The following is an 8,586-nucleotide window of genomic DNA, read 5'->3' as shown; positions in this document are numbered from 1 at the left end:
CCCATCTGTACTACCCTAAGAAGGTAGATTGCAGTATTCATGCATCTGCTTGTGGGGCGCTCTCTTTTTTTAGTTCTGATTCTGTTTTGGTATTACCCATATATACATCGATGATATCCGATGCATTCTGAGGAATATCATTTGCTTCAAACTGTGAGAGCCACTCGTAATACTCCTCTTCTGTGAGCTTTGAAAGGTCACCGCCCTTTGCCTGCATTGCCATAATGAATGAAAGTTCCATTACTGTCTCTGTAGCAAAGGCATCATCCACGCCTTCCTTTGAAGCATTATCAAAGAATTTTAAAAGGTCCTTGTGAAAGACCTGCTTATATCTAAGTGGAGTCGCACCATTAGCGCAAAACTCCACTACCATATCACCGACTTTTACTGTTTTTCTCATGACTTGCCCTTGCCTCCTTCAGTAATTGCTGCGGGAAGATATACTTCCGCATTCCATCCGGCATATGCCTTCGATGCTTTATCGCCACACTTAGCTTTGATGATGTTCTTCTGCAGCGTCTTATCATAAATAGCCGATGACGTAAGGTCTATTGATTCTGTCTGAACATCAACAGACTCTTCCCTGGTCTTTGATCCGACAGAAGGTCTTGCAGCTGTACAGTTATAAAGCACGTGCTTTACCTGTGATGCATCACCCGTGAACTCAAAGATAAGTGCAAAGTGCACCGGAGTGGCATCTGAGTCCTCTATAAGCACGCCATTCCCATCTTCAATTTCTCCAAGCACGTCTTTCCTGAATGAGTCAGGAACTAATGCGCTTTCAAAGGAACCTGTATAACCGGCATTACCGACAGTTGTATAAAAGCTCACATCATCTGCAAAAAACTTAGTCTGTTCTCCTGCAGGATCCATTGAAAGATTCACTGCCCCAGGCCATCTTACAGGTGATGCATATGTTGCTGAATTATCATCAGCTATAGTTGCTATGGCATAAAAAACGTTCTTTAAGCCGAACTTCACCTTATTTCCCATATCTGTCCTCCTTAATCCTTTCCCTGCTCAAATGAGTAGGTGACTTCATAAAGCTTTTCAGTAGTTATGTATATCTCAGACTTTTCATAAAAAATGCCCGCATCAGTTAAAAGCTTCTCAAGCTTCTTTTCTGTAGCCGGCTCTTTTTTGTCAGTGTATAGTTCTATAACAATATCTTCCACCGGAAAATATACCCGGTCATCCGCAGGAAAGTTGTCTGTTCCCGCACATCTATAAATTACGAATGGCGGATCCGGTCCTTTCCCTTCTGCAAAGTGGTCATACGCAAAAGGCAGTTTCAGTTTTCTTAGTAACACGACAATTGCATCCATTTTTATCCTCCAAGTGCGTCCTTTATATCCTTTTCAAGTTGTTTGACTGCAGTTTCTTCTGCCTTTTTTATATGTGGTCTTGCAGCCACACGTCCGCCACCTCGTTTTGCATGGCCGTTTTCAAGAAGATGAGCTATACGATACCTATTTCTTGAATGGACCGTAACCTCTATTGAATCTGAAAACTCCTTAGTAGTTTTTACAGCCCAGCTTTTGGAATAAATCCCTGTGTTTTTCGGTGCTGTAGCAGATATCTGTTTTCTTGCCGTCTGGCCAGCCTTTTTAACAGCCTTTTTCATATCATCCGTTGTCAGCCTTTCATATTCTTTCAGTCCTTTAACTATTTCACCGGCCAGCTGATCAATCCTCACGAAGTTTCCCATTCCTCTGCCTCCTGCATCGATATTTGATAAGTTTTTTCATGTAATTCATGTGGTCTACCGAAACTATCTCGTACACTTCATCCTGAAAAACTATCCTGAAATTCTCAGAATCAACCGAAGATGCCTTTTTACTGTACCGCACAGAAAATGTAATTATCGGATGCGCTAAGGTTTCAAATGACATACTGCTCTCATCTCCATTGCTGCCACCTTGTGGGTTATCGCTGCAATATGCACGGCATGAATAATAATCTTTCCATACCTCCACCTGATTACCTATTTCATCAGATGAAACATCGCTCTTTTGTATTAAGATCCGTTCATTTAAATTAGAGATATTCATTAAAACTCAGCCTTCCTGTTTCCTGATAAAAGAGCCCGTAATGACAAAGTCACTGTGCGATAATTTGTCTCCTCCCTATGCTCATAGAAGTAAGCCACGCAGTAAAGAAGAGCTACTTTGGCATTCCTGTCATCTTCCAGAACAGAAAGGTCATCCGTTCTTAATATGTCCATACAGAGCTGTTGGGCAGACAGTATAAAGCTTTCAATGAGGGAGTCATCCTCATCATGCTCTACCCTCAGATAACCCTTTGCCTCTTCAACGGATATGATCATTTTTACCGCCTTTCATAAAAAGGGCTGCCGATAAAAAGCAGCCCCCAAAACAATTATCAGCCTGCAGCTCCAGACTTAGCTTTGATCTTAAGAATCTGGACTGCCTCGGGAAGAATGAGTTTTCCATCAACCCTCTCCTTAGCGACATATCCGATCATGCCATTTCCGGCAAACAGTTCCTTAAGAACTGAGAAAGATCTGGAACCTCTGTCACCGATGTTATAGTAACTGTAGTCTCCAAAGGCTACAGCATTTGTCGGTGCATATGCAGAGGTATGAAGTGAATAGCCAAGGATCTTGTCAGGCTCACCAGCCTGGTATGAAGGCTGCCAGATATATGCTCCGTTATTATCCTTCAATGTTCTGATCTGAGAAATCGTTTTATCATTAAGAATGAAAGATGCCTTCTTTCTATACGGGCGCTTAAGTCCATAGATGAGACCTATAAGCTCATCTGCTGCAACCTTATCCTGTGTAGCTGTAGTACCATACACCTGACCGCCCTTTGTAGCATGAAAAATACCTGTGGGCTTTCCTGTACCATCGCCATTAAGGAATGCATCCTCTTCAGCATTTCCAAGAGCCTTGCCAAACTGAGTGATGATGTAGTTCTCAAGACCAAAGGCGTTGTCGTAAAGGAGCTCTTCTGTAACCTTGATAGCTACATGGAGCTTATGTGCATCAAGGATTGTCTGGTCGAATGTAGCATCACCGAATGTGAGCTGCTCTCCCTCGTCAATCCATGCTGCCGCAGGTTTTGTTGCTGCGATGTTGATCTTGTGCTCTCCGGATGTCGTGATTGTAGTTGCAAGTCCTCTGAAAATGTTCTCTTCAGTAAGCACATCGATAATTCTTTTGTCGTACTCCTCCGGAACAAGATATCCACCATCTGTATCCACACCTTCCTGAAGTACATTGGAAACCTGTCGGAAGTTAGTGCGGAGGGCATTTAACATTGCCTTTCTGTACTCATCTGATGCTCTACCTGTTTTCTCGTCCCCTTCTGAATTTGCCTTACCGGGCTTTGCGGTAAGAGGTGTGTTAACAGGTCTGTTTAATTCTGCTTCTCTTTCCTCTGCCCTTCTTTCGCGGTCAATCGCTGCTGTAAGATCTGTGATCTCAGCCTCCATTTTTTCGTAGGCTGCAGTATCCTCTGCAGATAGTGTTCCATTTTCTTTCTGATGGGTATCCACAAACTCCTTTGCCTGTTCCCATACCTTTGCTCTCTTATCAATAAGCTGCTGTAATCTCATAGTATTTTTCCTCCATTATATTAATCTTTTGATGATAGAAAGACGCTCGTTAATATCCTTAACTGAGCGTCCCTTATCCGTTTCCATATTGGGTATTTCTGCCTGCTGAGCGACAGGCTGTTTTTCTTTTTCAAACTTGGCTGAAACCTTGTTCATTAAGGCATTATCAACAGCCTTACGTGAGAAAAGCATTGATACTTCCGGATGCTCTTCATCCTGAGTACCTTTCTTTATGATTTCATCTGCAAAACCTAGCTCTACAGCTTTGTTTGCGTCCATCCATGTTTCGGCATCCATCAGATGACTTAGTTTTGCTCTGCTCTGTCCTGTCTTTAAGACATAGGCATTGATGATTGATTCCTTGACCTGCTCAAGCATATCTATGGCTTTCTGCATTTCTGCATAGTCACCAAATGCCATGGTCGCCGGGTTATGAATCATCAGCATAGATACCGGAGACATATAAACAGTGTCACCAGCCATCGCTATGACTGATGCAGCTGATGCAGCAAGACCATCAATCTTGACTGTAACCTTCCCCGGATATTGCGTGAGCATATTATAGATCTGAGCTGCAGCTATACAGTCGCCTCCTGGTGAATTGATCCACACAGTCACGTCTCCATCACCAGCATTTAACTCATCACGAAAAAGAGCTGGTGTAACGTCATCGTCATACCAGCTCTCTTCTGCTATTGTTCCATTTAAACTAAGCACCCTCTCGGTATTTTCGTTTCCTTCCTGATCCTTTGTCTTCCGACTCGTCCAGTTCCAGAACTTCCTGTTCTTCATCGGATTCCTCCTTTCCCTTATCTGCAAATAAACCTGCATCCTCAAGCTTTGTCATGTTTCCATTGATGAGATATAAATCTCCTCCCTGCTCTTCTGGAATTAGGTCTAAATCCTCTAACTCTCTTATGTCATTTGCGCTCATCCAACCGTTCTGCCTTGCTACGGCATAGCCATTCATTCTCGACTGATAATCTCCTCGGAGCAGACCATCTACATTGAACCTAAAAAAATAAGACTTCTTTTCTTCTTGTGAAAAGAGTCTTCTGCTCATAGCCTGTTCCAACCTTGTAAGCCAAGGTCTGAGTGTATACTGGACATATTCAAGGCTCTGCTGCTCTATATTTGAGAAGCTCGACTTATCAAGGTCAGCAACCATATGAGGTGGTACCCTGAATATTCTGCAGATTTCTGTCACTTGAAACTTCCTTGTATCTAGGAACTGAGCTTCCGCAGGGTTAATGGATATAGGCGTATACTTCATGCCTTCCTCAAGTACAGCGACTTTGTTGGAGTTCGAGCTTCCACCAAATGTCTGTGTCCAGCTCTCCCTTACCTTTGATGGATCCTTAAGTGTTCCAGGATGTTCAAGGACACCGCTCGGAGCTGCCCCGTTAGCATAGAACTTACTGCCATACTCTTCAGCTGCTATGCCAAGTCCTATAGCATTTCTAGCCATAGCAATAGGACTATAACCTACAAGCCCGTCAAAGGATAACCCTGGTACGTGAAGTACGTCCTCTGGCTTAAGCACTACCGTGGACTCTTTTTTCTTTACCGGATCATCACTTGTAAGCTGGTATTCATAGTAAAGGTGTCCCTTATCATCCCTGTCTACAGTCATCCTATCCGGCATCAGAGGGTAGAGCGCGATTACTTCACCTTTCCCATTGCGAATTATTTGAGAATAAAAGTTTCCATAAAGCAACATGTGCGTGAGGGCGACTTCAAAGAACGAATATGCAGTCATTTCTGGATTGGGTTCATCATGCAAAAGATGATATAAGGGATGAGCTATAGCTTTTTCTTTTCCCCCACCATCCGTATACCTGTAAAGGTGAAGTGGAAGACTCGCAACAGATTCTGAAATCACTCTTACGCAGGCATAAACTGCTGATGTCTGCATGGCCGTTCTTTCATTTACCCTCTTCCCTGCAGCAGATGAACCCATGAAAAATCCATAGGCTGAGCCTGCAGTTCTATTTGTTGGTGCTCTTGATTTAAATATTCCATTAAAAATGCTCATATATCCTCCATTTGATTTATGGCTTCCCGGATGAGCAGGAATCCGATAATTGAAAGAATGATCATACCGGCCACCTTTCACTGCACGAAAAAAGCACCGCCGAAGCGATGCCTTAAAAACATTTATATTTTTCCTTTTAGTTCTTCATAACACTCACATGGATGCTCATTCTGATATCGTTTCAACTCTCTTATAACATCCTTATAAAGCTGAGGCCATAAACCACCAAGTTTTCCTCCCTCAACCCTTCCTTTGTATATATACTGAAGGTTTATTAGTGATGGTCGCTCCAATGGAATATCTTGCCATACATCTGATAAATCATAGTATTTATCTGGATATGCATTTATCTTAGAAACATTACTTGTAAGCATCAGATAATATGTATCGCCTGAAACATCATCTGATGCTATAGGGAGCATGCTCGGATGTCCTGCTCTGTTATCATATTGCCCATTATCAGCAAACTTTGTCCTACGAACAAAGATTATCGTTCCTTTTCCGTAATTCATCAGTAAACCACCAGCCTTCCTTCTTCGTCCAAATAAACAGAATACACTTCATCCTGTTCCTCTTCTCCATACTCAGCCAGAATTTCTTTATACTGATCGATAGGAAAGTCCTTTTTATACTTAAAGATATTTCCGTTGATTTCTACTCGTTCCTCAGAGTCTATGTCATAGTTGTCATAGGCCTTAATAACTGAAGCCATCTTTTCTGCAATCTCATCATTCTGAGGCTGTGCTTCCTGTGGTAAATCTTTATTAAAATATGAAGATAAAGCCTTGTAATATGCAAATAATCTCTTAAATGAAGGATCCTTACTCTCAAGTCTCTTCTCAAGATTATCCATATCTTCAACTGACATATCTCTCAGGGCGTAGTCAATTTTCTTACCTAATGATTCATCCGTCATTCCTTTGTTCTGCATAAGCCGGTAATAGTATTCAAAAATCACATTATATTTGTTTGCTTTTCTCCTATTACATTCTCTGCACAGATATCTCATGTTCTTTTCTTCAGTTTTTCCACCTAATCTTGGTGGTATTATATGATCTAGTTCAGCATTGTCTGGAGTGAGCAATTCACCGCAAAAAGGACAATGTGTAGGCATAGGGATTTTCTTTCTTATCTCATTTAAAGAGTCCATACAATCACCTCAACAACTTATAATATTCTAAGTATAGCATGTTGCGTCAGCTCTTAAAATGAAATAATACCTCTTGTATCATAAACACTTTCACTTGTATCATTACCGCATCTTATAGCCCTATCCAAAGCCATTATCATAGCAATGGCTCCATCAATCTTTTCAGTTGATTTTGCCTTATCAGCTTTGATATTACCTGCAGGATCTGTCCTGATATAAATATTATCCATATTCCATCTAAGAACAGGATGCCCTGCATGAGCTATACGCTTCTGCAAAGTAAGGTTCATAAGTTCTTTCGTAGGAGGACTCATTGAAGCAAATCCCTGTCCCATCGGTATTACTGTGAATCCGCATCCTTCAAGATCCTGAGAAATCTGAGTTGCTCCCCAACGGTCATACCCAATCTCACGGATATTGAATCGTTCTCCCAATGCCTCAATAAACTTCTCAATGAATCCGTAATGAATGACATTGCCTTCAGTTGTTTGTATAAAGCCTTGTTTTTCCCATACATCATAAGGTACATGATCACGTTTTACACGAAGGTCTAATGTTTCTTCAGGTACCCAAAAGTATGGAAGTACTATGTACTTACCATCCTCATCTTCAGGTGGGAATACCAAACAGAATGAAGTTAAGTCTGTAGTCGATGAAAGGTCTAAACCTCCATAACAGACTCTTCCTTCAAGTTCTTCCTCATCAATAGGAAAAGCACAAGCATCCCACACCTGCATACTCATCCACCTTGTAGCCTGCTTAACCCACTGGTTCAGTCTTAATTGTCTGAAGGAGTTTTCTTCCCCAGGATTCTGTTTTGCACTCTCACAAGCAGCTTTCACTTTATCAATACCCACTGTAATCCCAAGTGATGGGTTAGCTTTCTTCCAAACCTTAGGATCTGTCCAATCATCATCTTCATCTGCCCCGTAGATTACAGGATAAAACGTAGGATCAATTTTTCTTCCTTCCAGGATATCCTTAGCCTTCTGATGTGTCTCATAACAGATTGACCTTGTATCAGTGCCGGCTGTCGTGATAAGGAAATATAGAGGCTGCATCCTTGCATCTCCAGATCCTTTTGTCATTACATCAAAAAGCTTCCTGTTCGGCTGAGTATGTAACTCATCGAACACCACTCCATGTATATTGAATCCATGCTTTGAATACGCTTCAGCAGATAAAACCTGATAAAAGCTGTTAGTTGGAAGATAAATAATCCTCTTTGATGCAGATAATATCTTGCATCTCTTATTAAGTGCTGGACACATTCTTATCATGTCAGCAGCTACTTCAAATACAATAGAAGCCTGCTGCCTATCAGCTGCACATCCGTACACTTCCGCACGTTCTTCTCCATCACCACAGGTCAAAAGTAGCGCAACTGCGGCTGCCATCTCGCTCTTGCCCTGTTTCTTCGGAATTTCGATATATGCTGTATTAAATTGTCGATAACCATTTGGTTTTATTATTCCAAATACATCCCTGACAATCTGTTCCTGCCACGGAATCAGTTCAAAAGGCTTTCCAGCCCATGTACCTTTAGTGTGGCAAAGGCACTGTATGAAATTCATGGCATAGTCAGCAGCTTCTTTATCATAGTGAGAATCCTTTGCCATGAAGGGCGAAGGGACATATTTCAATTTCTTAGCCATTGTAAATACACCTGCTCCGATATTTTTGCCATCATCACCGGTGGAACACTCATTCCGCATACATACTGAACATTCTGATTCATGAAATCAAAGTCCTGCGGAAAAGTCTGACAGTTGATGATATCCTTATCTGTCATAAGAAGGCCATCACACATACGAAAGCAATA

13 protein-coding genes are annotated in these 8,586 nt (G+C 41.7%); all 13 read right to left on the bottom strand.

The window, feature by feature from the left end; genetic code table 11:
* Positions 1–37: 37 nt before the first annotated feature.
* Entirely contained in the window at positions 38–400 is a 363-nt protein-coding gene (locus G630_RS0117330; RefSeq protein WP_026499324.1) for a hypothetical protein, read from the bottom strand.
* Positions 397–993: a major tail protein gene (locus G630_RS0117325; RefSeq protein ID WP_026499323.1), complete on the bottom strand. Its 597-nt coding sequence runs from the start codon at positions 991–993 to the stop codon at positions 397–399. Before G630_RS0117325 ends, G630_RS0117330 begins: the two co-directional genes overlap by 4 nt.
* Before the next feature lie 11 nt (positions 994–1,004).
* A complete protein-coding gene (locus tag G630_RS0117320) occupies positions 1,005–1,325 on the bottom strand; it encodes a hypothetical protein (protein WP_026499322.1) in 321 nt (106 codons plus the stop codon).
* 2 nt (positions 1,326–1,327) lie between these two features.
* The gene (locus tag G630_RS0117315) at positions 1,328–1,708 is read right to left on the bottom strand and encodes an HK97 gp10 family phage protein (protein ID WP_026499321.1); all 381 of its coding nucleotides are present in this window, start codon (positions 1,706–1,708) and stop codon (positions 1,328–1,330) included.
* Entirely contained in the window at positions 1,686–2,051 is a 366-nt protein-coding gene (locus G630_RS0117310; RefSeq protein ID WP_026499320.1) for a head-tail adaptor protein, read from the bottom strand. The genes G630_RS0117315 and G630_RS0117310 overlap by 23 nt, the downstream gene beginning before the upstream one ends.
* Positions 2,051–2,326, bottom strand: a complete 276-nt coding sequence (locus tag G630_RS0117305; RefSeq protein ID WP_026499319.1) for a head-tail connector protein — start codon at positions 2,324–2,326, stop codon at positions 2,051–2,053. Before G630_RS0117305 ends, G630_RS0117310 begins: the two co-directional genes overlap by 1 nt.
* Positions 2,327–2,382: 56 nt before the next feature.
* The gene (locus G630_RS0117300) at positions 2,383–3,579 is read right to left on the bottom strand and encodes a phage major capsid protein (RefSeq protein WP_026499318.1); all 1,197 of its coding nucleotides are present in this window, start codon (positions 3,577–3,579) and stop codon (positions 2,383–2,385) included.
* A 15-nt stretch (positions 3,580–3,594) separates the two neighbouring features.
* Positions 3,595–4,371, bottom strand: coding sequence for a head maturation protease, ClpP-related (locus tag G630_RS0117295; RefSeq protein ID WP_026499317.1), 777 nt, complete (start codon positions 4,369–4,371; stop codon positions 3,595–3,597).
* A complete protein-coding gene (locus G630_RS0117290) occupies positions 4,289–5,614 on the bottom strand; it encodes a phage portal protein (protein ID WP_026499316.1) in 1,326 nt (441 codons plus the stop codon). The genes G630_RS0117295 and G630_RS0117290 overlap by 83 nt, the downstream gene beginning before the upstream one ends.
* A gap of 122 nt (positions 5,615–5,736) precedes the next feature.
* Complete coding sequence (locus tag G630_RS0117285) at positions 5,737–6,126, bottom strand: hypothetical protein (RefSeq protein WP_026499315.1); 390 nt, start codon at positions 6,124–6,126, stop codon at positions 5,737–5,739.
* On the bottom strand, positions 6,126–6,764 hold the full coding sequence (locus G630_RS22560) for an HNH endonuclease signature motif containing protein (RefSeq protein ID WP_044959741.1): 639 nt from the start codon (positions 6,762–6,764) through the stop codon (positions 6,126–6,128). The genes G630_RS0117285 and G630_RS22560 overlap by 1 nt, the downstream gene beginning before the upstream one ends.
* Positions 6,765–6,817: 53 nt before the next feature.
* A complete protein-coding gene (locus G630_RS0117275) occupies positions 6,818–8,419 on the bottom strand; it encodes a terminase large subunit (protein ID WP_026499314.1) in 1,602 nt (533 codons plus the stop codon).
* On the bottom strand, positions 8,404–8,586 hold a 183-nt coding region (locus tag G630_RS22555; RefSeq protein WP_044959738.1), incomplete at its 5' end, for a DNA methyltransferase. The genes G630_RS0117275 and G630_RS22555, both read right to left, overlap by 16 nt.

The sequence above is a fragment of the Butyrivibrio sp. WCD2001 genome (assembly GCF_000424485.1).
Taxonomy (GTDB): domain Bacteria; phylum Bacillota; class Clostridia; order Lachnospirales; family Lachnospiraceae; genus Butyrivibrio.
Note: the sequence above shows the minus strand (reverse complement) of the source record. Positions and strands in the feature narration are given on the sequence as shown.